The organism is Larkinella insperata, from assembly GCF_026248825.1.
Lineage (GTDB): Bacteria > Bacteroidota > Bacteroidia > Cytophagales > Spirosomataceae > Larkinella > Larkinella insperata.
The window spans coordinates 802055-827051 of record NZ_CP110973.1 but is presented as its reverse complement, the minus strand read 5'-3'; the positions used below and the strand labels follow the sequence as shown (position 1 = coordinate 827051).

The following is a 24997-nucleotide window of genomic DNA, read 5'->3' as shown; positions in this document are numbered from 1 at the left end:
TGCGCTTACCCGCGCTGGCTTCCGGCGACGAGGTCCGCAATGTAGCTTTGCAACGAGGTGGCCCCCCGTATCGGTTTTTCCGGCAGCTCCGGTCCTTTCAGCGTAACGGCGGTCATGTTCGCCATCGATTCCGCGGCTGCATCGGAGAAGCCCACCGCTTTCAACGACCCTTCCCACTGATCCCGCGGGATTTCAACGGCTTCAACGGGTTGCTGCAAAGCCGTCGCGAAAGCCGCAGCCACATCCGCTGGTGAATACAGTTCAGGCCCTTCGACGTGGTACAGTCCCATCTGGCCGGTGGGTTCGGTGAGCAGCCGGGCCGCCACCTCGCCAATGTCCTGAGGGGCCACCATCGGCAGTTGGAAGTCGGCCGGATAATAGGCATACACTTTTCCTTCATCCTGAGCCGAGTACAGGGCGTGTTCCCAGTTGCTCATGTAATACGCTCCCCGGACGATGCTGGCGGGAATATCCTGCCGGGCTAAAGCCTGTTCCAGTTCGTACAACACGGCCAGATCGCCGACCCGCTCGCCGGGCTGCGCTCCGTAAGTCGACTGGGCCACGATCTTCTCCAGACCCGATCCGTCCAGCGCGTCCAGAATCGCCCGTAGGCTTCGGCGTTCTTCCGCGGCCGTATCCGTCGACGGGGGAGCGGGCGGATTGAGCAAAAACAGCCGCTTGCCCTGACGGAAAATCTGTTTCAAACGCACCGTATCGTGCACATCAGCAATGGCCACCTGCGCTCCTTTCTGCTGCCAGGCATCCGCTTTTCGGGCATCCCGGGTAACCATTGTGACGGGTTCTCCTTTTTCGAGCAACGCATTAGCTACCGCCGAACCTACGTGGCCCGTAGCGCCAAGAATAATGTACATAGCTTAAAAAATTAGCGCAAAAAGCGGTTGAAGAATAGATTTTAGAAATAAAGCCGGGACGACGGTATTTTGTTTACATGCCCACCTGACTGGCCGGATTTACGCCGATACTCCGTATTTTTAGGCGTTTTCCGCAGCACCGATCACTTTTATTCCTGAACCTGACTTCGATGAAAAAAATCTTTCTGCTTTTTGCGCTTACCTGCCTGACCGGCCGTTTCGCCGTTGCCCAGACGGCCGACGAATTAACGTGGTGGAACCCCGCCGGTGCCGAGCCTTCGGTGATCGAAGGCCAGGCATGGAGCGGTAAAACCATTCAAAGTCCATACGACCGTTTGCCGGCCGAAGCCGAGAAAAGCGTTCGGAAAGTCGTCTGGAACCTGTCGCGTAATGCTGCCGGGCTGCTGATTCGCTTTCGGGCCAGCACCGACCGGATCACGGTTCGGTACGCGGTAGACGGCAAGCAGGCCATGCCGCACATGCCCGCAACGGGCGTTAGCGGGGTGGATCTCTACGCCGGAAACAGCGACGGCAACTGGCTGTGGTGCAACGGCAAATATACCTTTGGCGATACGATTCAGTACCAGTTTACCAACCTGCAAGCAAACGACCCGTACCACCAGAAGGGGCGCGAATACCGGCTATACCTGCCGCTCTACAATTCCGTAAAATGGCTCGAAATTGGCGTGCCGAAGGGCGTAACGGTCACTCCGTTGCCTGTGCGGGCCGACAAACCCATTGTGGTTTACGGCACGTCCATTGCGCAGGGGGCCTGTGCGTCGCGGCCCGGCATGGCCTGGACGGCAATCGTAGGTCGTAAACTGGATCGCCCGCTGATCAACCTGGCGTTTTCCGGCAACGGGCGGCTGGAAAAGGAAATTATCGAGTTGTTGCCGCAGATTGACGCCAAAATCTACGTGCTGGACTGTCTGCCCAACCTGATTAAGACGCCCGAGCGATCTGCCGAAGAAGTGAGAACCCGGATCCTGGAATCGGTCCGGGTGCTGCGGCAACAACGCCCGGCGACCCCCATTCTGCTGGTCGAACACGCGGGTTACACGGACGGCGACATCAACCCGATTCGAAAAAAAGCCTATAGTGAAGTCAACGAAGTCATGCGTCAGGCGTTTGCGCAACTGAAGAGCGAGGGCATCGGCCAGTTGTACCTGCTGCCCAAATCGCAAATCAACCTGAGCGACGATGCGATGGTCGATGGGACGCACCCGTCGGATTTGGGGATGCAGCAATACGCCGACGCCTACGAACGCAGTCTACGCACCATCCTGAACGAACCGTCCGGCGATGTTTCCACCACGAAACCGGTGCCGCAGTCCCGCGATTCCCGGATTTACGATTGGGAAACCCGGCACCGCGAGATTCTGGCCCGTTTGAAAACCACTCCGCCCCGCATCGTTTACATCGGCAATTCGATTACGCACTACTGGGGTGGCGAGCCCAAAGCCCCGCTCGCCCAGGGGGCTGATTCCTGGAAAGCCGTGATGGAACCGCTGGGCGTACAAAATCTCGGCTACGGCTGGGACCGCATTGAAAATGTTCTCTGGCGGGTGTACCACGGCGAACTGGACGGGTACCAGGCCGCGCAGGTCGTGCTGATGATCGGCACCAACAACCTCCAGTGGAATTCCAACGCGGAGATTGCGGCCGGTCTGAAGTCCCTGATTCAGTCCGTTCAGGTACGGCAACCGGGGGCCGAAATCCTGCTGATTGGTATTCTGCCACGCCGAAACGAAGAACAGCGGCTGGCGACGCTCAACGAAGAACTGGCGCAGGTGGCGGGTGAAACCAACGTCAAATTTGCCCAGCCCGGCACGGTTTTCCTGAAACCAGACGGCAAGATTGACGAGTCGCTTTTCACCGACGGTTTGCACCCCAATGCCGAGGGCTACCGGCGGCTGGCGGCCCAGCTTCAGCCACTGCTGAAGAAAACACCAGAGCCCGTTTCCAAAACCCGAAAGGGCGATGCCGCAAAGCGGGTCAAATAGCCCTGAGCACAAAGTACAGGGAATCATTAAAAATTGTCAATTCGTATTTTCTGCCTATCAGGCCCGGAGTCTCCGGGCCTCTTTTTTTCGCTTGAGTGAAACGACGTCGGCGGTTTTGGTTCGGATGAAAAACGAATCAGCACCGCCCAGCACCGTCCGCCAAAAAGTAACCGTCTGTGGTTTAAATACAAACTTAAGATTACCGGAACCAGCTTTGGCAAATTTATTGCTTGTGTCTTACTGTCCTATCAATCCATTGATTTGAAGGTGTAAAGCTGAAAATAACTCGTCTTATAATTAGTTATTTGATTCAGCCTTTAGGTCGGCAGAAATTATTTTAAAAGTATAAACTAAAACCGGTAATTGACCTGACTTGCCGGAATAGTAACCAGCCTCGTTTTCAATGATACTAGTTCTTTTGTGGGTAGCCATTTTGCTCGGATGTCTTGCCTATGGATTATTTCTTTACAATGTCTTAACGGTTTCCCGATTGATTGACGAAACCGGCCCGGTTCGGGGGAGTGAGTTAATCCTGGCGGGGCTGAGTCTGCTGGTGGGAGCGCTGCAAATCGCATCCCTTTTCGTGCCCACCAATTATTATTTATCCGCCATCTGGCTCGGTGGCGCTGCGTTGATTGCCGTTTTTTTTCGGTCCGAAATGGCCGCTTACGTTGGTCAGTTCTGGGTGAAACAAAAGCAGATTCCGGTTTTCTGGCTCCTGTTTCTGGCCATCGTGCTGTATTCTACGCTTAGTCCGGATCACTTTGACAGCGGAATTTACCACCTTCCTTCCATTCGCTGGAACGAGCGGTTTCCGGTTATTCCCGGCTTGGGGAACCTGCACGGTCGTCTGGCGTTCAACTCCAGCTTTTTCGTAGTGTCGGCGGCCTGGGGGTTAACTGATCTGGTTGGGCAAACGCTGTATCCGCTCAATGGAGCCATTTTTCTGCTTGTCTGCTGGCGGCTGTTGGCGTGGAAACAAACCCACTATCAGGTTCTGTCGCTGTTGCTGCTTCTGCTGGTGCTCTACTACCTGACGCGTCACGTGTTTTCGCCGACGCCGGACCTGCCCGCTACGTTGTTGCCCATGACGATCGTGCTGATGTGGCTGGACCAAAAGCCGGGTTTCGGATTTCAACTGGTCACCATGGTTCTGCTGATTGCGCTTTGCGTGACGATCAAACTGGCAACCATTCCGATCGTTCTGGCGCTGCTGCCCATCGGCTGGGCCCTCAGGCCCTACCTCACGGTTTCGCGGGTGGCGTTGGTTATCGGCATCGGCCTGGCCTTCGCGGTGCCCTGGGTGTTGCGCAATATTATCCTGTCGGGCTACCTGATCTATCCGTTCCCCGGCCTCGATCTGTTTTCGTTTGACTGGAAAATCCCCATCGAGCGGACGCACCATGAGCGGGACTACGTGGAGTTCTGGGCCAAATTCCGGATTCACGAAGCCTACATGAACGTCAACTACCTGAAAATGTCCTTCGCCAAGTGGGTTCCGATGTGGTGGGACCGCCAGGGAAATTTTTTCAACCGTCCTATTTGGGTGATGGCCGTGCTGTCGCCGGTGGTGATGGGAAGCCATCTTTTTTCGGCCCGTCGCCGGGCGGCCTTTAATGTGCTCTTAATGCCGTATCTGGTAACATTGGCAGGCTTTTTGTTCTGGTTCTTATCAGCGCCCGATTTCCGATTCGGCTACGCATTCATCTGGTTAACAGTGCTTATTCCGTGGCTGCCGGTTCTTTCCGAGCCAACCGGCGAGCGGGTGCTGGGGCTGTGGTGGAATCGGCTGGCTGGCCTTGCATCAGTGCTTCTGATCGGTTTTTTTATTGCATATTATCTGGTGCTAAATCACTTTCCGATTCAACAGTACGCATTCATTCCGAAGCCACTGAGTTATCGGGAAAAAGGATCTTATGAATCGCTTTTTACACTGCGTCACACCCAAAGTGGTTTGGAAGTAGTAAACCCGGTTGGCAGCCCGCTGGAGCAGAACTGCTACGACGAAGAAGGCCGGCTTTGCGCTCCGTTTTTTTACCCGGATCTGGAGCAGCGGGGTGCAAAAATTGAGGACGGTTTTCGCAGTTCTCTACAGGTACAGGAGCCAGTATCGCTTAATAAATAAGGTAGTTAAAGATAACGTTTAATTTATTAAATGAGGGGTTTACTATTTACTTTTTGTCTGATAATAGCATGAGATTATCTATTGTTATTCCGGCCTACAACGAAGAAAAGACAATCCGTGTATTGCTCGATCGCGTGGCCGATGTTGACTTGCCAGAGCAAATGACGCGTGAGCTGGTGGTCATTAATGACTGCTCGTCGGATCGTACGGAGGATGTCATCAAACGCTTTATTCTGGATCGGCCGGATGTACTCGTGAACTACACCAAACACGAAGTAAATCAGGGAAAAGGGGCGGCCCTTCACACAGGTATTCAGCGGGCTACCGGTGATTACATCATTATTCAGGATGCTGACCTGGAGTACGACCCCGCCGAGTACCAGCACATCCTGGCGCCCATGCTGACGGGGCGGGCCGACGTGGTCTACGGCTCCCGGTTTATGGGCGGACGGCCCCACCGGGTTCTGTACTTCTGGCACACCATCGGAAACTCGTTTCTGACGCTGCTCTCCAACATGCTCTCCGATCTGAACCTGACGGATATGGAAACCTGTTACAAAGCGTTCCGCAGCGACATCATCAAAGGAATCAAGCTGGTAGAAAAGCGGTTTGGCTTCGAGCCGGAAGTGACGGCCAAGATCGCCCGCATTCCGGATATCCGCATCTACGAAGTCGGGATTTCCTACTACGGCCGGACCTACAAGGAAGGAAAGAAAATTGGCTGGAAAGACGGTTTTCGCGCCATTTACTGCATCTTGAAATACAACCTGTTTTCTTCGTCGTCGGATCGGATTGCGATTCCCGCGGCTCAACCAGCCGTGGTGCTGGAAAACAAGTAAAAAAGAAAGGCCAATCAGGGATTGGCCTTTCTTTATTTAGAAGAAGCAATCTCTTTATTTCACAATCAGAATCTTCTTCGTGCGGACCTGGTTGCCCTGCCGAATGCCCACCAGATAAACACCGTTGGCTCCGGTCAGGCTGATTTTGTGCCGCTGATGGCCCATCCCTTCTAGTTTTTTCTGGTACCACGACTGCCCCATTTCGTCCACGACCGATACCTCACTGACGGTTTGCGTAGCGGTGTAAAACTGCACTTCGAACGTTCCGCTGCTTGGGTTGGGCGTTATCAGGATCTCGTCTTCGTTGCCCGTCGTTGCTGCAAAATCGCTTAAGCGGGCGTTAGGTGCGCAATTCAGCGGTTTGGGAGCCTGTTTCAGCGTGTAAGTACTGTTCTGCACTTTGGCGCTGATCTGGAACGTCTGGCCGGTTTTTATCCGGGCCGGCGTCGGGAAGTCGTAGACATGGTAGCCATTGCCCTTTCCGGCCGCCAGAATATCCTGCCGGAACAGGTCTGCTTTGGCCGTGCCGATGGAAACGCCGTTGGCAAAAAACTCGACGGTCAGCGGCTCGTTGGGTTTGTTGCGGTCCCAGACCCACCCGCGAATCGAGCCGCATTCCACTTTATCCAGAAAGCCTTCAAAATTGCCCGTAACCGGCGTGTTGGCGGAGCTTACCGTCAACGCGACACTCATCGAACGGCTGTTGGGGCCGTCGCTGGCTGCGTAGGTCAGGGTGTAGCTGGCCGCTGTCTGGGGCGTTCCGGTAATCTGGCGGTTAGCCGCCGTAAAATTCAGACCAGCGGGCAGTCCCGTCAGGCTGTACGTCAACGGCTGGTTTTCCGGATCGGTGAAGGCGGGTAAAGTAACCGAAAATGCCGTGTTGACCGTCGCCGATAAGACCGAAACAGTAGGAGCAACCGGGGGCAGATTGATTGGAGCGGAGGCATCGTTGATCACCAGTGAAACCGGTATAGTGGTTGCATTAGTCCCGTCTGTGGCGCTGTAGGTCAGGCTCAGGCTGGCTTTTGCCGTGGGTTTACCGCTGATGGTTCGGGTACTGGCGGCAAACGTCAAACCGGCGGGCAAGCCCGTCAGGCTGTGCGTGAGCGGTTGATTTTCCGGATCAGTGAAGGCAGGCAGAACCACCGAGAACGCCGTATTAACCGTCGCGGACAACGTAGAAACCGCAGGGGCCACCGGCGGCCGATTGGTCGGTGGCGTTGGAATGGTCCCCTGGCATTTGAGTTTTTTAGGCGAATCTCTCAGCGTAAAACTGCTTCCAAGTATGCGGATGCTGAGGGAATGTTCGGTATTGTCTTTGAGTGTCTCGGGAATCGAAAAGTTAAACCCGTGGGCGCCGTTGCCTTTCCCCGCGTTCTTCAAATCCTGCCGGAAATCATCGGCGATGACCGTGGCAATAACGTTCTGTCCATCCAGAATTTCGACGTAAACGGGTGAATCGGGTTTCCGGCGATCCCAGGCCCAGCCGCGCAGCAAATTGCAGTCAAGGCCGCCGAGGTAGCCTTCAAAGTTGCCCGGCAGTGAACCAGCCGGGTAAACGTTGACCTGTACCGAAGCGGACGGCGTACTTTCACAACCGGCATTCTGACGGCATTTGGCGGTGTAAGTCGTCGTGATTTCGGGATTCACCAGGACCGAAGAACCCGTTTGTCCAGTGCTCCAAACCACGGTCTGATCGCAGCCGCTGGCCAATAAAACGACGGTCTGCCCTTTGGTAATCTCCGTTAGGTTGGCGCTGATCTGGGGCGCGGCCGGAGCTGATGCGCAGTTGTTGGCCCCGATCTGGACGAAAGAACTGTACGTAATCTGGTCGTCGTTCGTCACCAGTTTCAGGCGATAGAAGGCCAGCGGAGCGGTGTTGTTGTGCACAAAGGCATACGTCTGCCCACGCTGGGTGCCGCCCGTGGGCGTAACCGTTGTTACCGCACTGAAATTGGTGCCGTCGGTGCTAACTTCCAGTTCAAACTGTTTCAGGTTAACTTCCCGGCGGGTTGACCAGTTCAGGCTTTTTCCTCCGCCCGCCGTTTGTCCGCGAAAAGAAGCTAGTTCCGTCTGGGAATTGCCTTCCGGGAAAAGTGCAAAATACTCGTCCAGAAAACGCAACCGGTTTTCCAGCCAGGCATTGACAGTGGCCATGTCGCCGGTGTTGACGGTACCGCTCCATTTCAGGGTTTCGCGCGCGTAGGCTCCTTCGGTTGTCAGCAGATTGTAGTTACCCGCAAACTTGCTTTTTAGATTTCTGACGGACAACTGATTGTTGCGCAGGGCAAACCAGCGGCTGCGTAATTTGCTTTTGAAACCAGTTGGGTCAAGCGCCAGCAGACGATCGAAAAGACCGTTGCTGAGTACCGTGCGGGTTTCTTCCGACCGGTCGAAGTTTGTTGAATACCCGAACGTGCCGTCAAAGTCCCACGGAATAAAAAAGTACGGTTCGTCGGCCTTGTAACGCGCCAGAAACTGGTTGTTGCCGGTGTTGTCCGTCGCGTAGGTCAGGTTAAAGAAAATGAAGTAATCGATCAGGTTATCAATCCGTAACTTCTGAGAAACCGTGTTTTTGAATTCATTGGCGGGTGAATTCACCAGAAATTTTACCAGCTCGTACAGATTGTTCCAATAAGGGTCCGGGTAATCCATTTCCCAACTGGCCCATTCTTCCGCATCCGGATTGGTCGGGGGCGCCGGCAGGCCAGTGAAGGTGGTCGCGCCGGTCCAGCCACCGGATTTGTAGAGTTCACCGCGAATCGTACCGTCGTCTGCCGTTTTCTTCAGTTGAAGCTGTTTGCGGTCCATCGGCTCCGTAAACAGATAAACCCCGGTATACGCACCGTTGATAAACACATCGCAGTATTTGGTCCGGATGGCCGAGTTGGCTTTCGGTTCCTGCGCGGCATAGTAGACCTTGTGCATGTCCAGCCAGATGGCGTGTGAGGTCGCGTTGTTGAGCCGGAGCGGTTCGTTGTACATAGCCAGCAGATACCATTTGCTGTCTTCCCGCAAGTTCAGCAGAGAAACTTCGCGTTCTTCCTCCCCCTCCGGATCCTGCCAAAGCTCCATGTTGTAGGATTTTTTGAGAAACCGGCGCGAAATATTGCCCCGGATCCGAATGCCCATGTGGGAGGTAAAAAGAGGGTCTGTTCCGTTGGCGAGGCTAAAGCTGCCTTTCGTCCGTTTACTGGTGTTACTGATGGTCTGATTACCCTGTGTCTTGATTTCAACGAGCGGAAAACCCGTGAAATACAGCGTAAAGATGTTGCTGCCGTTTTTAACCTTGTACGCCTTGCCCGCTTCGAAGGCGCTGACTGGCTGCGTAAAAGTATAGTCTGCGTCAAGCCGCAGAACCGGGTACTGCTGCCCCGCCGGAAAAGCGGGTACCTGGTTGCAAACAATTAATTTCAGGTTTTTGTCAATCTGGTAACGTCCAGTCGAAACCGAAACCGGCTGGGCGAGTGTGGCGGTAAACTGAAGAAAGAAGGCCAGAAAAAAGACGTACCACGACCGGGTAAGCGTAAAGTTTTGGGACATAACGTAAAGTTTTTCGGTAAAGAACTATTCCTGAGCTGGCGCCGAAGAGTAGGGACAGCCGGAAAATAAACTAGTGTCATAAACATACAGATTCTTATTAGATTATTTATATATTTTGTTAAATATCGAGCAAGAGCAGTAACATTAACAAGGGTATTAAAATGAAATAGCCAGCCAATGATTTATTGGCTGGCTATTCGCTGAGTAAGCGTTTACATTGTTCGGCTATTTCAAATTTGCCAAAAACTCCACCACATCCCGGATTTCGCGTTTGGATAGAATATAGCCCATGGGCGGCATGCTGGAAGGTAAGTTTTCCCGTTTTTCGATGCGGGACAACGGTATTTTCAGGGGCTCGGCTTCGGACGTTTTCAGGATCAACTCGTGCTGCGTTTCTTCACTTAAGATTCCGCTCACGGTTTGGCCGTCTTTCAGCGTCAGTGAAACCATCCCGAAACCGGGGGCCAGCCGGGCGCTGGGCTCAATAAGGGCCTGAAGCAGTTGCTCCCGCGTCAGGGTGTTTCCGATGCGTGTCAGCGACGGACCGACCGCCCCGCCTTGCCCGTGGATGGCGTGGCAGCGAACGCACTGCGCCGTGGAGTTGGTGTTGAAAATCTGACGCCCCAGTTGCGCGTTACCCCCAAAAAGCGCATCCTGGTAGTCGGCGATGCCGGTTCCGGTTGAGCGCAGGGGAGCTAGTTTGGCAATCAACGCAGCGGATTTGGTCGCATCGACGGCTTCGCTCAATTCCAGCGCCAGACTGGACGACAACTGTTTGCTGGCCAGTTTATCGAGGAGTCCGGCCAGAATCGGCTCGGTTTTCGCGACGGGCATCCCGCCTAAAACCCGCAGCAGTTGCTGCTGTTCCTTTACGCTGCCTTTGTCAAAAACCGCTTTCGAAACATCCGCCAGCGTTTCGGCCGACGGGTTCAACCCGCTGACCAGACCCAGGGCCGTGGTGCGAACGTCGGCATCCGAATCGTTCATGCCTTTTTTGATGACGGCTTCGATGTCTTTGTAGTTCAACTGTTGCAAAGCCGTCAGCATGGCCGCCCGCACATCGCCGGAAGAGTTCTCCGCCATGATTTTGGCCAGGCTTTCGGCCTGATCCGCCAGGCCCAGGTTGCTCATCATCTGTGCCGTTGCAATCAACACCGCGGGGTCGGAATCCTGCAGGAAAGTAGCAATTTGCGGCTGAAGTTTCGCTTTTACCACCGCCGGATTGCGTTCAACCGCTCCCCGGTACCGGCCATCAACCCGGTCGAGGACCGACGGATTGGCCCAGGTGCCGAGGGTTGCCAGGGCTTCGGCGCGCAGTTCCTTGGCGACATCCTTGCGCTGGGCAAACGCCACCAGCGTATTCAGTTGCTCGTCGCCACCCACGCGCAGACAGGAGTTGATGGCTCGTCGCAGCAGCGGTTCGGAGGTGAAGCGGGTTTCTTTCAGCGTAGCCGCCAGCGCGGGCAGGGCTTTTTCAATCGACAGATCATCGTTGATGGCGCGGGCTGCTTCCGCAACGATGTACTCGTCCTTATCCTGCAAAAACGCACTGATCCGGTCACTGCTCAGTCGGCGCAGTACCAGCACGGCCGCCAGCCGCAGCGATTTGTTGGGGTTGTTGGCCAGCGCCACCATTGGCTCCACCTGACCAATGCGCGACAGGGCCAGCACGGCGGCATGGCGCAGGTACAGGTCTTCGTCGTTGTTGGCCTTGATCAGGTTCAGCAACGGTTCCACGGCGGCCTGGTATTTTACGCGGCCAAGGGCCTGAGCGGCAAAAAACTGAACGCGTGGATGCTGATTTGCCAACAACGGAACCAGCAGCGGACCGGCTTCCGGAGCGTCCGCATCGCCGAGCACTTTGGCAGTTTGGGCAATAATTTCCGAATCGGAATCGTTCAGCAGGGGCAACAGCGAAGCCGTATAGGATTTATCCTGGCGTTCCAGTTGGCCCAGGCCCCAGATGCCGTGAATCCGGGCCAGTTGGTTGCCGGTCTGGGCGATGGCTTTCTGCAACACGGCGGCTCCTTTGGCTCCGCGTTTCACGAGTTCAAACTGCGCTTTTTGCCGGATGCGCATGTCGGTATTCGACAGCAGCGTAAAGAGTTGGTCTTCCGTTTGCGAACCGTAGTTCAGGACCATCAGGCGCTTGGTTTCGGCGCGCAGGTCTTTCAGGTCATTTTTGTCGTCGGTAACGTCCAGCTTCCAGACGCGGCCGTAGTTTTTCGTATCCCAGCCGTTGATCCAGTCGGCAATGTACAGGGCCCCGTCGGGACCGAAGCGAATACCGGTGGGCAGAATGCCGGTCAGGATGTTTTTCTCCCCATCCAGCACGAACGACGCGCCTTTGGGTTTCAGGCCAAATGACCAGATGGGCGAACGGGCGGGGTTTCCGACGAATTCAACCAGAAAAAATTTGTTTTTCCATTCCTTGCCCAACCCCGTGCCGGGGTTGTACACCATGCCAGTCGGGCCGTTGTGGAAGTTCTGAATGGGGGGAATGATGTACGCGGCCTGACCGTCCCAGCGGGGTTTGTACAGTTTTTCGTCCATCCAGACCTTGTAGCTGTTGTTTTTCGGATCGGTGTATTTGCCGTACTGCCAATTGGCCCGCCAGCCTGCGTCGGAGCCTTCCACGACGTGCACCAGCCGCTCGCTTTCGCCGGGGTGGTCGCCGTCGTTGTCCGAGCTGATCAGATTACCGTATTCGTCAAATACAAACTCATGCGTGTTACGCAAACCGCCCGCAAAGATTTCGAAATCCGACCCGTCGGGGTTCGAGCGGGCGATGATGCCTTCGTTGGAGCGGTTGTGATTGACGCCCTCTTTGGTGGTGATGTTGGCGCCAATGTCACCGATGTTCCAGTAAATCTTGCCGTCTGGTCCTTCAATCGGGTTCGACATGCCGTGGCCGCCAAAACCGATGTGTACACCATAGCCGTGACTGATGGACGTTTTCTGATCCAGAATACCGTCGCCGTCGGTGTCTTTTAGTCGCCACATATCCGGCGCAATGGCCACAAACGCATCTTCGGCCCGGATCAGGAGACCACCGGCCACGTCGGAAACTTCTTCGAAGAAATCGTTCAGGATGCGGGTTGCTTTGTCGGCAATCCCGTCGCCGGTTGTATCTTCCAGTCGCCAGACTTCGTCTTTCTCAACGGTCAGGTCTTTCCAGTCGTGGCTGCCGTCGCCGTTCAGGTCTTTCAACCATTCGTTTTCCTTGCTTTTTTCGGGGGCAAAGGTGCTGCGCAGAAAGGCCCGCCGGTCTTCAACGGTTTTCAGGCCGATGGAAGGCGTCATCCAGTTACGGTGACCGCGGATGTCAAATTCGGAGTTTTTCTGGCGTTTGGTACGGGTCAGGTACACCCGGCCCTGATCGTCGATGGACATGGCTACCGGGTCGGGGGCCAGCGAATCCGACGCCCAGAGGTCGAGTTTCAGACCGTCGGCCAGTTTGACTACGGTATTGTCCCGAATTTCCTTGGCCCGGGCGCGGGCCTGAGCGGGATCTTCCTTCACAACTAGCGGGGCACTGGCGGCAGTCCGGGACGTACCGGAAGGACCCATTTTCATGCAGGAAACGACCGCAACGGTAATAACACCCGAAAAGAGCAGCGGTGTTCGAAAGCGTTTACGCAAAATCATTGGTTAGCAGTGTTAAGGCAATAGTTTCAGGCCCCACGAATCCGTAATTCGTTTTTGGGGTCTATAAAGATAAAGCATCGGCCGGAGTAACTATACTGTTGGTGGCTTTTTATCCGTACAAAAGGCTTTGCCGTTGCGGTTGCGGATGGGTTCACTAAGCCAGCACTTCCGTGACTTCTTCAACCGGAATGTGAAGCCGGAAGAGGGTGCCGTGCTGGTTTTCCATCGTGTAGCGGCCGCCGAGCTGGTCGCTTAGGCCACCGATCAACCGTTTTCCAAACGAGCTGCCCCGTCGTTTCCACTGCTCCAGGTCCAGGCCCGGGCCGTTATCGCGTACCTGCATCACCATGTCGCCCTCGTTTCGCAGTTCAATTTCCAGCAGCGGATGCTTCGTCTGTCGGTAGGCGTATTTGAATGAGTTGGTCAGTAGCTCGTTGAGGATAAGGGCCATCGGAATGGCCAGGTCGATGTTGATCTGTTCGTAATCGCTGCGAAACCGGAACGTGAGCCGGTCGTCGGAAAAGCCGTAGGCGTGGCTCAGGCTGGTGGTCAATTCCCGAATGTAGGGAACGATGTCAATGGTGGTGATCTGGTCGGTCTTGTAGAGTCGCTGGTGAATCAGGGCCATGACCTCAATACGCTGCTGCCCTTCCTGAAACGCCTTGATGGCCTGTTCGTCGGTCAGGCGACCGGCCTGCAAATGAAGCAGGCTCGAAACGATGCTGAGGTTGTTTTTAACCCGGTGGTGAAGTTCTTTCATTACCAGCCGCAGCTGCTGCGCCTGCTGTTCGATGCGGGCTTTGTCCTGCGCCAGTTCGTAGGTGCGGGCCGCAACCTTCTGTTCCAGCACGGTATTCTGGTTTTTAATCAGTTGCTCGGTCTGGTTGCGGTAATCGATGATCTTGTGCGCAACGGCCACCGAAAACAGGATAGCGTGGCCATCGGCGCTCATCAGAAGCAAGTTTTGGATGGTCCACGAATAGGTAATAAAGCCGTAGATGTAGAGCGATAAAAACAGGATGGCAATCACCGGCATGGAGTAGGCAACCAGAAACAGCAGGGCCGGTTTGAACCCCTTGAAGTAAAGCCGGAAGCCCGTAAAAAACAAGAAAGCCGCCGACAGGGGGGAACCCTGTTGATAGAGCGCCGAAATGCTGGAGATACCCAGACAGGCGGCAACAAAGGTGGTAATAAAAAAGGCGAAGGTGACCCGGAAACCAATTTTCATGATCCGGTCGCCCTGTTCATTGATTTTCAGAAAGTAATACGCGAAGGTGTTGGAAAGCAGGGCCGTGATGATGGGAAGGCCAAAGAAAATTCGTTCGTTTAGGGAAAACGGGATAAATGGAAATACCTCGTAAAAGTGGCCGGAAAAAATAGTGAGCTGGATGCCAAGAAACAGCAGGTAAGCCGAAAGCCGCAGATAGTCGCGTTCGCGGGTGAGAAAATACGTGAGCAACTGGTAAAGAACAACCGCCAGAATGACGCCAAAGAGCACACCCGATGCCGTATTGAATTTGTGGGCATTCTGAATCAGGGCGTATTCGGGGTAAATGAACGCCGGAAAGGACTTCCAGTTAAACCGGCTGATCCGCATCAGATAAGTCTTCTGCTGGCCCCGTTGCAAGGCCAGCCGCATGATGTCGTCGTTGGTAACAAGGTATTTCTCCGATACCGAATACTTTGAGCCCCCCTTGCCCACCAACGTGGCCCGACCCTGATCCCATTCGTACAGTTGAATGCTGGCAAAACCCAGGGAGGGAACCACCGCGTACAGGTCATGATCGGTTTGGTTGCGGACCGTGAAGCGAAACCAGTAGACGTTGTTGGTGTCCACATCCAGCCTGATCTGGAGGTAATCAAACGGCCGGAACGAATGCCAGATTGTCGCTAACTCACCGGCTCCGGCGGTCGATTCCACAAAGTCGGCCTGCGCATCCACCTTATAGGATTGCCGGACGTCGGTGACCACAATCGGCTTGGCGGCCTGGGCATCAAAGAGCCAGGGTAGGATCAGCAGGCTGCTTAACAACAGCGACCTGATTAGAGTTGAACGTGGCATGACGGTGTTGAAGAATGACGTAAATCAGGTCGAGAACAAAGACGGCGACGGCCAGTAATTGCAGAAAATGCATCGACGGGTATTTGATCCCAACAAATATACTCATTGCTCCGTTACCGAACAGGCGGCACCAGCCGACGGCGGGTTCAAAATAACTGCCCGGCGGATGTTTTACGAAGTGGTAGATAAACATGGCTTCCATCACAACCGTAATGACGTAGGCCGAAGTGGCGCCCATGCTGGTATCGTATCCTTCCTGGTAGAAATAATAAAACACCGGAATCCAGAACAGAAAAACCGTCCACTCAATCAGGGGTTGGTAGGGGCGGATGATGGGGCTGGTAAGCTGTTTGTTGCCGAACCGCAGCAGCAGGGCGAAAATGACGATGTCCAGGAAAAACCAGCCGCGCAAGCCCCAGGAAAATAACGCTCCCATGTCCGTAATAAGCAGAAAGCTCCAGGCAAACTCCCAGGCAAAGTTAGCTGACCCCGCCAGGCAGGGCATCTCGACGTACCGGTAGCGGATTCCGTTGCGGATGATAAAGACGTACGCCAGGTTCCAGAACAGGGTTCCCATCAGAATCAGACTGAGTTCGAGGGGGGTGTAATCGCAGGTGTTAATCCAGTCGGTGGGTGAAAAAGTACAAGGTGTTTTCATCGGTGGTGGTTTAATGCGTCAAATTCCGAAGCGCCTTCGGTCAGGTAGGTGGGAATGTAAAACTGAACGTTTTTGAAGTGATTAAACATCGTTGTCGAAAGTTGCAGGAAGTCAACAGACATCCGGCCGAGCATCCAGCGCAGGAACGCGTGTTTCTCTTCGACGTGTTGGATTTTGGCCTCCAGCAGTTTGATGTGGTCGGCAAGTTGATGTTCTTTCGCCAGGGGCTCCGCGGGCACGCCCAGCAGATCGCCGATCTGATCGGTGCAGTAATACCGGATCAGCGCCGGGATGGTGTCTTTCAATAAACCACCAACCTGGGTTTGGGCTTCGGTAATCAGAGCCGCCGTGAGTTGGGTTCCGGCCGTAGAAGCAGCCTGCTGATGATCTAAAATGGCGTAGCCTAGTTGCAGGGCGCTCGCGTAGTCGGGAGCCAGAAGAGCCGGATCCAGGCCGTTCCAGTGGCTGATGACGTTCCAGCAGTGAATGTAAGCGTCTTTCTGCTCCTGGCTCAGCGTGAAGCCGCTCATTTCCAGACCTTCAATGATCAGGGCGCTGAACGCCAGTAAGGTGCCTGCCATGTCTTCCTGGTTGATGGGCGCGCCGTAGATGGCGTGGTCCCACCCCCGGTGGTTGAGGTAATGCCGGATGCAGGCATGAATCAGCCGGACTTTCTGGGCGGTCACAATGCCGCGTCCGCCGGGATCAAGACCGCCGGGTTCCATGCAAAAAATCACAAACTGGGCTGTTTCCATCAGCCGCCGGACGAGGTTGGCTTTCCCGTCGCGCGCCGTCATCAGCCCCGTTTCGTACAAAACCCGGGCGCCGTGGGCGCAGGCGTAGGTCATCGGTAAGGAGCGAAGCTGGAGCAGCAGGGCGATGGTGATACCGTGGTCTGCAAACAGATTCTGAGCAATCCGGATGGCCTCCGGGTTGGCCCAGGAAGGAGGTTGTGCAGTTTCGTCCAGGTACTGACCAATCCGCTGGCCGATTGCATCCGGAAAAAGCTCCTGTTTCAATTCATAATTGCGCGTGAGTGTCGGCAGTAGCTGATTAACGACACTGACTCCGTGATCTCGAATCAGGTCGGCCACCAGGGTATCCGCAATCGGATCCTGTCGGGAGCGAAACGCTTCCAATTCAGTGAGGGTAAAAGACATGATGGGGGGAGAGAATTTGTCTGACAAATATGGTCAATTTTGTCCATATTTAACCATTAAGTAAGTATTTTTTATTATTCAAAAACTATTAATTCAAGGACTGTATAGGATAGTTCGGAGAAGATGTTTGTTATTACCTGTAAAAGGCTGAACTAGGGTTTTCCCTAGATTTCTAAAAATCGGGGTTTCCCCTATTTCAAAAGGTACCTACTTTGTCCTATTTTTGCTAAACAATATTCAATTTTACAGAAGGTAAATTGATTGTTAAGCCGGTAAATTTTAAGAACCGATCTGGTGTTACAGTGATACGACCAGTTGGTTTAAAAAGCTTCTGTCGATTTTGTAGCAACGCTAAAAAAATCTCCCTTGGCGTCCAGTGTTGATAAAGGAAACGAATTGATGATACGAGTATTGATTGCGGATGACCACAATGTGTTTGTTGAAGGGATCGCAGCGCTTATTTCCGGTTCTTCCGAGATCGAAGTAACGGCGCGGTGTTTTGATGTGTCGTCGGTGGTCGGGCAGTTAAATGGTGCGCCAATTGACGTGGTTTTACTGGATATTTCGTTTCCGCGGATAGAGGACGGACTGGCACTTTGCGAACACATCACCCGCACGTATACCAACACCCGGGTGATTGCGCTGACGATGCACGACGATGCCAGTCTGATCAAACGGGTGGTAAAGAAAGGGGCGCGTGGGTACCTGCTGAAGAACACCACTAAAGTCGAGTTATTACAGGCCATCCGGACGGTCCACGACGGAAAACCGTACTTTAACGAAACCGTCACGAATATTCTGCTGCACGATGAACCGAAGAGCCGGAAGCCGGGCGGAAACACGGGTTTGAAACCCAACCTGACGCCCCGCGAGTCGGAAGTGCTGACGCTCATTGCGCAGGGGCTGACCACGCAACAGATGGCCACGCAGTTGTTTGTCAGTGTGAAAGCCATTGAGTTTCATCGCAGTAGCCTGCTCATGAAATTCAGCGTTCCGAATACCGCGCTGCTGATTAAAACGGCAATGGAAATGCAGTGTATTGATTAAAAAAAGGATTGTTTCGGTATACAATAAAAACATATATCAATAGGTTTTATAGACTTTAGGTACAAAGCTTACTTTTTGGGATTACGAAATTCAATGGGGGCATTTCTACGGTACAGGCGGTTGCGAAAAGAATACCTGAGCACGGTGTTGCTCCTGGTGGTTAGCAGCTTATGGCCAAAAGTGCAGGCCCGATCGGAAGTGGCTTCCATTGACAGCGTCAAAAACCAGATCCGGCAGTTGGTGCAAAACCAGGAGTACGGAAAGTTAGCCCAATCGTATGAGTACCTGGGGGGACTTTATCACCAGCAGTACGGTTACAACAAGTATACGCTGGATGCTTTCTTCAACGGGATGAAGTACTTCCACCTGCGGGGCGATTCACTGGGGTATTACAATGTTCATATCAAGATTGGCGACTACTACACGCAGGACGTATTCATGCAACCGTACGCCCGGGAGTACCTGAGCAAAGCACTTCAGTATTTTAAACGAACCAGCAACGGTCCGAAAGTCATTGAGTGTCGGCTGGCCTTTGCGAATCTGGCTCAAAAAAAAGAATCAATTCCCAAAAGTCTCATTACCGGATTGCGCCAAACCGAGCAGATGAGTGCGCTTTACAAGCAGGATTATTCCCAGGCTTACGCCCAGAACTTACTGGCAAATACGTATTTACGGAATAAACAGCCGGATTCAGCGCAGTATTTTGCAAGCCGGAGTCTGGTCCTGTCGCAACGACTGGACATCAACTGGCTGATCGCGCTGAATTACTTTTACTTAGGGTTGGTCGAGCAGTTTAGAGATCATTCGGACGAAGCCATTGCGGCTTACCGAAAAAGCTATCAATTATCGGAGCAGGAGAAGAATGTGGCCATGATGCGGGAATTATCGCGGCATACCGCCGACAGTTATTCCCACAAGGGAGACTACAAAAAGGCGTACGAAAGTGCCCTGAAAACGTTGGACTTTACGAATCAGTTTTACTATTCGGAGCAAACTAAAAGTATCCGTTTGCAGGAACTCGACAGCCAGGTGAAGACGCTGGCCGTTGAAAAGAAACTGGTAGAAGAACAAAGCCGTCATCAGCACATGCTTAATCTGATGCTGGCGGGCGGGTTGCTGATCAGCGTACTGGGCGTTTTTGCGCTCATCTTTGGACGGCGGCAGCAGAAATTAATTAATCATCAACAAACGGTTATTGCACAGCAGCAGATTCGGGATTTGGAATTGAAATCGTTGCAGGCCATGATTGAGGGGCAGGAAAGTGAGCGGAGTCGGATTGCCCGGGATCTGCACGACGGCCTGGGCATTCAGTTGTCCCGAATCAAGCTGTTTGTGGAAGCGCATCAGGAACAGTTGCCCTTGTCGGTGAAGGAGCCGCTGAACCAGTTTCTGGACGAAGCCTGCACTGAAACCCGTTTGATTTCCAGTGATTTGCGTCCCTACGCTTTGTCGACTTTCGGGCTGATTCCGGCGCTTGAAGACTTGGTGCAGAAACTGAATCTGGTGAACGAAACCGCCTTGACGCTCGAGCATTACGGCGAGGTTCCGGATCTGGGTGACGAAGCATCGGTGATGATTTATCGGGTTGTGCAGGAGTTGCTGAACAATGCCCTAAAACACGCTGAAGCCGAATTCATTACCGTGCAAATGATGGCGAACGACGAAGCCGTTCTGATCAGCGTTGACGATGATGGGAAAGGTGGAAATTTTGAAACCGATCCCGCGAAGGGCAACGGTATTGCCAACATTAAATCGCGAATTGCGTACCTGGGCGGACAGGTCATGTGGCAGAGCGAACCCGGCAAGGGAACGTCGGTCATGATTTCGCTGCCCATGCAGAAACTGGTCAAGAGTTTAAGCCAGGCTGTTGTCTGATAAAATGTAATCCTAAACCCTTAATCAACGCTTATAGGCTATGCCGAATTAACTTCCTTATCCGTCGGTAAGGTTGCTCCAACCTTGGAACCTCCGACTTGTATAAATTATACGCAATCATAAAAACTTGATTTTTTATCCAGCGCTCTCCGGCTTTTGCTCTTTGGAGAGTAGCCCAATTTTTGTCCCTTTTTTCCAATACTTATGATAAAACATGTGCTTTCGGGGGTTTTGGTGCTGAGCTACTGGACGGCCGTCCACGCGCAGACCCGAACCAATACCGTCACCGTTCCGGCGAAAACTCCGGTGGTGATGGCGTCACTGAAAAATGCGAACGTCGGAAAATCCGATGTGAACGCCCTGGTCAAAGGGGTGGTTTCCGACGAGAAAGGCAATACGCTTCCGGGTGCGACGGTGTCTGTTAAGGGCACGACGCAGGGCACCACAACGGACGCTGAAGGCCGGTTCACGATCAACATGCCTGACGGAAATAACGTGCTGGTCATCTCGTTTATCGGGATGAAAACGCAGGAAGTTCAGGTGGGCAACCGGACGAACCTGACCATTACGCTGCTGGCCAATGACCAATCTCTCGATGAGGTTGTCGTTATCGGTTACGGTACCGCCAAGCGTTCGGACGTAACGTCTTCAATCACGACGGTAAAAGCAACGGAGCTGAAAGACATTCCGGCGGCCGGGGTTGACCAGTTACTTCAAGGGAAAGCCGCCGGGGTAACGGTAACCAGCAATGGGGGGCAGCCGGGTGGCGGGGTTTCGGTGAAGGTTCGCGGGGTAACGTCCATCAACAGCAACGACCCGCTGTTTGTCATCGACGGCGTACCGTTTGTGGGTGGAAACACGTCATCCAGCAGCGGGTACGCGGGGCTGGGCGGGGGCGACGGTCAAACCGGTAACAGCGTCATGGCCATGCTGAACCCGAACGACATTGAGTCGATCGACGTACTGAAAGACGCTTCCGCTCAGGCTATTTACGGTTCGCAGGCGGCCAACGGGGTTATTCTGGTGACCACCAAAAAAGGAAAGCAGGGCGAAGGCAAGATCAACTACGAAATGTACACCGGGGTGTCGGAAGTGGCCAGAAAGCTGGACCTGATGGACCTTCGGGACTTTGCCCGCTATCAAAACGAAGTGCTGCCAATCATTGGCAACCCGGTAGCCGACGAGTTCAAGAATCCGGATTTGCTGGGCCGCGGAACCGACTGGCAGGATGCCATGTTCCAGCGCGGAGCGATCAACAACCACCAGTTGAGTTTTTCGGGTGGAAAAGACAAAACGACGTACTACCTGTCGCTGAACTACTTCGATAACAAGGGAATTCTGCTTGGCTCCAACTTCAAACGGTATTCATCCCGCTTCAGTCTGGACAATCAGTTGAAAAGCTGGGCCAAAGTTGGGATAAGCGCCAACGTATCCCGCAGCATTCAGGATGTATCGCTGGCCGATGCCGCCGAAGGTACGATCTGGTGGGGGGCCGTAACGAGCCCGTTGGTTCCGGTGAAAAACCTGGACGGTTCCTGGGGTGGTGGCCAGACGGTTGGCGGGGTGCAATACAGTAACTCCAACCTGGTTGGAAACAGCCAGTACCGGGGCAACACCAAAACTTCGAACAACGTCTTTGGTAGCCTCTACGCCGAACTGCAACTGATGAAAGACCTGTCGCTGCGCAACGAATTGTCGTATTCGCTGGGGCAGGATAACAACATCGCATTCCAGAAATCCGGGAACGTGGGTGGAACGTCGTTCCGGAGCAAACTAATCGATTCGCGCTCGGACAGCTACTACTGGTCGTTGACGAACTACCTGAGCTACAACAAATACGTCGGCAAACACGGTATTCAGGCGACAGTGGGCCACCAGGCGCAAACCTCGTACTACCAGTCTATTTCGGGCACCAAAGTGGATTTGCAGGCCAACATTTTTGACCTCAACACCGGTAGCTCCGATCAGACTACCTGGGGATTGAGCGGTGGCAAAGGCCACTGGGCGATGGAATCCTGGTTTGCCCGCGCCAACTACACCTTTGATGATCGCTATTCGCTTTCGGCCAGTTTCCGCGCCGATGGTTCGTCGAACTTCGGTCCGAACAACCGCTGGGGCTATTTCCCGGGCGTGTCGGCGGGCTGGACGATTTCAAACGAGAAATTCATGAAAGGAAGCGTTGCAAACGTCCTGAACTTTGCCAAACTACGGGTTGGTTACGGAACGGTGGGTAACCAGAACTTCCCGGGCGGTGCGCCAAACCCGGCTTACGTGGGTGCGGTTCAGTTTTTCTCCGGCCCGGTCGGCTTTGGCTCGTCCAACATGATCAACGGTATTCCGAACCCCAACCTGAAATGGGAGTCGGTCAGAACCGCCAACGCCGGGGTTGATCTGGGCTTCCTGAACGGCCGCATCGATGCAACGATCGACGTCTACAAGAAAGTAACGTCCGACATGATTATCTTCCTGACCGGCCCGAACCTGATCGGGGTGGGCGACCAGTGGGATGATCTGAAAGCTCCGCTGGGCAACGCCGGTCAGATGACCAACACCGGGGTGGACATCGGTATTACGACGACCAACATCAAGAAGGGCGATTTCACCTGGAAAACCAACGCGGTGTTTACGCACTTCAAGAATACCTACGACCGGGCGGCCAGTGCAGCTTCGGCGCTCGACGGGAAAGTGTACTACAACAACTACCTGATTACGCACACGACGCCCGGCAACCCGGTGGGTTCATTCTGGGGTTTGGTAACAGACGGGTTGTTCCGGACGCAGGCTGAACTGGATCAGAGCTTGCCGCAGTTTGGTTACAAGGTGAATCAGAACGAAACCTGGCTGGGCGATATTCGCTACAAGGATATCAACGGTGACGGCAAAATTGACGCCAACGACCTGACTCTCATCGGCAGTCCGCTTCCGAAATTTACCTGGGGTTTGACCAACTCGTTGAATTACAGAGATATTGATTTCTCGATCTTTTTGCAGGGCAGCCAGGGCGCCAAGGCGTACAACTTCCTGCGCTGGCAGCTGGAAGGTCTGAACAACGCCTGGTCGAACCAGATGCGGACCGTAACCGACCGCTACACCGAAACCAACACGGATGGTGCACTGCCCCGGTTTACAACGACCAACAAAAACAACACGGCCATGTCGGATCGCTACGTAGAAGACGCTTCGTACTGGCGGATTCAGAACATCACGCTGGGGTACCGGATTCCGAGAAACATCCTGAGTAAGGTAAAAATGACGAACCTGCGGATTTACGGCTCCATCCAGAACCTGAAAACCTTCACGAAGTACTCAGGTTACGACCCGGAAATTGGCTCGTTCAACAACAGCATCAAGCTGATGAACGTCGACATGGGCCACTACCCGAACCCGCGGACGTTTACGATTGGCGCGAATGTTCAGTTCTAAAATTATTGAACGAATTAGTGGTTGAGCGATGCCCAGTTTTATCCCTCATACGCTTGTCCCTCAATCGCTAATTCGCTAAATCACTCAATAGCAAAAGTCATGAAATTAAAACCCATATATGCCCTGGCGATTTCGGCGATGATGCTGTCTTCCTGCAAAGAAGATTTCATCGAGCGGCCTTCGCTGTCGGGCACTACAACCGGCAACTATTACAACAACGCGGAGGAAGTCCGGGCCGCAACCAGTACACTCTATAGCGGTTTGCCCTGGCGGAACTACGAAAGCCGGGCGCAGGATGCCATCGGGGATGTAATGTCCGGTAACATGTTTACCTATACCGATGTCGACTACCTGAACTTCACGGTTTCATCGGCCTCCGAACGGATCGGGGCAACTTGGGGGGCGTTTTACAAGATCATCGGGTACGCCAACGTGATGATCAAGACGTTTGAGGAGAAGAAAGCCGCCGGTGGGGGAGCTGCCTACCTCGATCCCGCCATTGCCGAATGTCACTTCATCCGGGGGACGATCTATTTCTACATCGCCCGCACTTGGGGAGCCGCGCCGATCATCACCGATCCGGGAGCAACGGCTTTGTCGGGCAACTTCAACATTCCGCGTTACCTGCAAAAAGACGTGATGCGGTTTGCCCTGGAAGAACTGCAACTGGCCGAAGCCGGTTTGCCGGAATCAGATGTGCCGGGCCGTTTGACAAAATACTCGGCGAAGGGCATGATGGCGAAGCTGCATCTGTACAACAAAGATTACGCGAACGCCAAAGCGAAGGCCGAGGAAGTGATCAACTCCGGCAAATACACCCTCGTGGATGACTACAACGGCATGTTCACCAAAATGAGCATGAACAACAACGCGGAATCGTTATTCTCCATTCAGCACCAACTGGCACAGGACCCCTGGGGGACCGGTAACATCAAAAACCCGGATCGCGGAGCCAGCGCCCTGCGGACGGCCGAAGCCGATGCCTGGGAAATGTACGTACCGTCGCTGGACCTGCTGAAAGAATACGAATTTGGCGATTTGCGCCGGAAGTGGTCGGTAATGGAACACGGCTGGACGAAACCGGAATGGAAGCCGCAACGCGTGAACGCTCCCAAGTACAACGCGTTCATGGCCAACGGATTTAAATACGACACGCTGCAACCGACGGAAGAAGGGGGTAGCCTGAGCCCGACACGCGCCAACATTGCCAAGTACTTCGCCGGTCCCGGCAAGAGTTTCGGGGGCGATGCGGTGCTGGGTCAGAACTCGGGCAACAACGTCGTGCTGCTGCGCTATGCCGACATTCTGCTGATTTACGCCGAAGCTACCCTGGGCGGTGCGGCTTCCACCACGGATGCGAAAGCGTTGCAGGCGGTGAACGCCGTTCGGGCCCGGGCCGGTCTGGCGCCCCGGACTTCGGTGACACTGGACCAGATTCTGCACGAACGCCGGGTAGAGTTTGCGTTCGAGGGGGATTACTGGTACGATATTCAGCGTCAGGGCTTTGCCAAAGCGAAAGAAATGATCCAGAAGCAAAACCGGGGATCGGCCGGCAACCCGACGTACATCACCAACTTCACCGAAGACAAGATGTATCTGCCGATTCCGGCGGGCGAAATTGTTCAGGACCCCGAGCTGGGCAAAGATCCGGTGCCGTATTATAACTAGGCAAAAGCTGGGAGACAAGAGATGAAAGATGCCTTCATTATTCTCTTGTCTCACTTCTGACCTCTCATGTCTCT

The 24997-nt window shown here is 54.0% G+C and carries 13 protein-coding genes; 7 read left to right on the top strand and 6 right to left on the bottom strand.

Going from position 1 to position 24997, the window contains the following annotated elements:
- Window positions 1–5: 5 nt before the first annotated feature.
- A complete protein-coding gene (locus tag OQ371_RS03155) occupies window positions 6–872 on the bottom strand; it encodes an NmrA family NAD(P)-binding protein (RefSeq protein WP_265992316.1) in 867 nt (288 codons plus the stop codon).
- A gap of 170 nt (window positions 873–1042) precedes the next feature.
- Between OQ371_RS03155 and OQ371_RS03150 the strand changes: the two genes are divergently transcribed.
- The 3 genes from OQ371_RS03150 (at window position 1043) to OQ371_RS03140 (ending at window position 5839) form a co-directional block, all read left to right on the top strand.
- Window positions 1043–2875, top strand: coding sequence for an SGNH/GDSL hydrolase family protein (locus OQ371_RS03150; RefSeq protein WP_265992315.1), 1833 nt, complete (start codon window positions 1043–1045; stop codon window positions 2873–2875).
- 403 nt (window positions 2876–3278) lie between these two features.
- Complete coding sequence (locus OQ371_RS03145) at window positions 3279–5000, top strand: LIC_10190 family membrane protein (RefSeq protein WP_265992314.1); 1722 nt, start codon at window positions 3279–3281, stop codon at window positions 4998–5000.
- Window positions 5001–5068: 68 nt separating this feature from the next.
- Entirely contained in the window at window positions 5069–5839 is a 771-nt protein-coding gene (locus OQ371_RS03140; RefSeq protein WP_265992313.1) for a glycosyltransferase family 2 protein, read from the top strand.
- Window positions 5840–5893: 54 nt separating this feature from the next.
- On the opposite strand, the gene OQ371_RS03135 is transcribed toward OQ371_RS03140, so the two are convergent.
- The 5 genes from OQ371_RS03135 to OQ371_RS03115 form a co-directional block, all read right to left on the bottom strand.
- Window positions 5894–9382 (bottom strand): CotH kinase family protein, encoded by a 3489-nt coding sequence (locus tag OQ371_RS03135; RefSeq protein WP_265992312.1) that lies wholly within the window; start codon window positions 9380–9382, stop codon window positions 5894–5896.
- 225 nt (window positions 9383–9607) lie between these two features.
- Window positions 9608–13030, bottom strand: coding sequence for a DUF7133 domain-containing protein (locus OQ371_RS03130; RefSeq protein ID WP_265992311.1), 3423 nt, complete (start codon window positions 13028–13030; stop codon window positions 9608–9610).
- Between the two features lie 154 nt (window positions 13031–13184).
- The gene (locus OQ371_RS03125; protein WP_265992310.1) at window positions 13185–15092 is read right to left on the bottom strand and encodes a histidine kinase dimerization/phosphoacceptor domain -containing protein; all 1908 of its coding nucleotides are present in this window, start codon (window positions 15090–15092) and stop codon (window positions 13185–13187) included.
- Window positions 15025–15750 (bottom strand): transmembrane-type terpene cyclase, encoded by a 726-nt coding sequence (locus OQ371_RS03120; protein ID WP_265992309.1) that lies wholly within the window; start codon window positions 15748–15750, stop codon window positions 15025–15027. Before OQ371_RS03120 ends, OQ371_RS03125 begins: the two co-directional genes overlap by 68 nt.
- Entirely contained in the window at window positions 15747–16910 is a 1164-nt protein-coding gene (locus OQ371_RS03115; RefSeq protein ID WP_265992308.1) for an oxygenase MpaB family protein, read from the bottom strand. The genes OQ371_RS03120 and OQ371_RS03115 overlap by 4 nt, the downstream gene beginning before the upstream one ends.
- A gap of 399 nt (window positions 16911–17309) precedes the next feature.
- Here OQ371_RS03115 and OQ371_RS03110 point away from each other — a divergent pair, with 399 nt between their 5' ends.
- The 4 genes from OQ371_RS03110 (at window position 17310) to OQ371_RS03095 (ending at window position 24923) form a co-directional block, all read left to right on the top strand.
- On the top strand, window positions 17310–17957 hold the full coding sequence (locus OQ371_RS03110; protein WP_265992307.1) for a response regulator transcription factor: 648 nt from the start codon (window positions 17310–17312) through the stop codon (window positions 17955–17957).
- 93 nt (window positions 17958–18050) lie between these two features.
- The gene (locus OQ371_RS03105; protein WP_265992306.1) at window positions 18051–19832 is read left to right on the top strand and encodes an ATP-binding protein; all 1782 of its coding nucleotides are present in this window, start codon (window positions 18051–18053) and stop codon (window positions 19830–19832) included.
- A 204-nt stretch (window positions 19833–20036) separates the two neighbouring features.
- The gene (locus OQ371_RS03100; protein WP_265992304.1) at window positions 20037–23255 is read left to right on the top strand and encodes a SusC/RagA family TonB-linked outer membrane protein; all 3219 of its coding nucleotides are present in this window, start codon (window positions 20037–20039) and stop codon (window positions 23253–23255) included.
- 99 nt (window positions 23256–23354) lie between these two features.
- Complete coding sequence (locus tag OQ371_RS03095) at window positions 23355–24923, top strand: RagB/SusD family nutrient uptake outer membrane protein (RefSeq protein ID WP_265992303.1); 1569 nt, start codon at window positions 23355–23357, stop codon at window positions 24921–24923.
- Window positions 24924–24997 lie beyond the last annotated feature (74 nt).

What these genes read in the sequence shown, in the direction of transcription:
- OQ371_RS03155 (WP_265992316.1), bottom strand. Translation starts at nt 872, where the DNA reads ATGTACATTATTCTTGGCGCTACGGGCCACGTAGGTTCGGCGGTAGCT.
- OQ371_RS03150 (WP_265992315.1), top strand. Translation starts at nt 1,043, where the DNA reads ATGAAAAAAATCTTTCTGCTTTTTGCGCTTACCTGCCTGACCGGCCGT.
- OQ371_RS03145 (WP_265992314.1), top strand. Translation starts at nt 3,279, where the DNA reads ATGATACTAGTTCTTTTGTGGGTAGCCATTTTGCTCGGATGTCTTGCC.
- OQ371_RS03140 (WP_265992313.1), top strand. Translation starts at nt 5,069, where the DNA reads ATGAGATTATCTATTGTTATTCCGGCCTACAACGAAGAAAAGACAATC.
- OQ371_RS03135 (WP_265992312.1), bottom strand. Translation starts at nt 9,382, where the DNA reads ATGTCCCAAAACTTTACGCTTACCCGGTCGTGGTACGTCTTTTTTCTG.
- OQ371_RS03130 (WP_265992311.1), bottom strand. Translation starts at nt 13,030, where the DNA reads ATGATTTTGCGTAAACGCTTTCGAACACCGCTGCTCTTTTCGGGTGTT.
- OQ371_RS03125 (WP_265992310.1), bottom strand. Translation starts at nt 15,092, where the DNA reads ATGCCACGTTCAACTCTAATCAGGTCGCTGTTGTTAAGCAGCCTGCTG.
- OQ371_RS03120 (WP_265992309.1), bottom strand. Translation starts at nt 15,750, where the DNA reads ATGAAAACACCTTGTACTTTTTCACCCACCGACTGGATTAACACCTGC.
- OQ371_RS03115 (WP_265992308.1), bottom strand. Translation starts at nt 16,910, where the DNA reads ATGTCTTTTACCCTCACTGAATTGGAAGCGTTTCGCTCCCGACAGGAT.
- OQ371_RS03110 (WP_265992307.1), top strand. Translation starts at nt 17,310, where the DNA reads ATGATACGAGTATTGATTGCGGATGACCACAATGTGTTTGTTGAAGGG.
- OQ371_RS03105 (WP_265992306.1), top strand. Translation starts at nt 18,051, where the DNA reads ATGGGGGCATTTCTACGGTACAGGCGGTTGCGAAAAGAATACCTGAGC.
- OQ371_RS03100 (WP_265992304.1), top strand. Translation starts at nt 20,037, where the DNA reads ATGATAAAACATGTGCTTTCGGGGGTTTTGGTGCTGAGCTACTGGACG.
- OQ371_RS03095 (WP_265992303.1), top strand. Translation starts at nt 23,355, where the DNA reads ATGAAATTAAAACCCATATATGCCCTGGCGATTTCGGCGATGATGCTG.